Source organism: Corynebacterium sp. HMSC067D03, from assembly GCF_001811185.1.
Lineage (GTDB): Bacteria > Actinomycetota > Actinomycetes > Mycobacteriales > Mycobacteriaceae > Corynebacterium > Corynebacterium coyleae.
The window spans coordinates 1-408 of the sequence record NZ_KV803795.1; the positions used below are offsets into that span (position 1 = coordinate 1).

The 408-nt window shown below is 60.3% G+C and carries 1 protein-coding gene; it reads left to right on the forward strand.

Annotated elements, in window-relative coordinates:
• Positions 1 to 408, forward strand: a 408-nt coding sequence (locus HMPREF2785_RS03080; protein ID WP_210386084.1) for a transposase, incomplete at both ends; no start/stop codon positions are given.

Below are 408 nucleotides of genomic sequence, written 5' to 3' on the forward strand. Positions count from 1 at the left end.
CTGGCTGGTTGACGTGCCTGACCCGACCATCGGCCATACAGGCAGGGTCTACGACCAGATCTTCATCGACGGCACCTACACCGCAGGTGGCTGTCTGATCGTGGCGGCAACGCTCGACCACGTCATCGCCTGGCACTGGTGCAAACAAGAAACCACGCACGACTACAAATGCCTGCTCGAGCGCATCGAAGCACCGTTGATCGCTGTGATCGACGGTGGCCGAGGAGCCACAAGCGCAATTAAAACGTGCTGGCCAAACACCAAAATCCAACGCTGCCTCGTGCACGCCCAACGCAGAGTACGCCGCTACACCACCTCACGACCACGCACTGATGCTGGCCGCACCATCTACCAACTCGCACTGAAACTCACCCGCATCACCACCCTGGACGAGGCAGCGCAATGGGG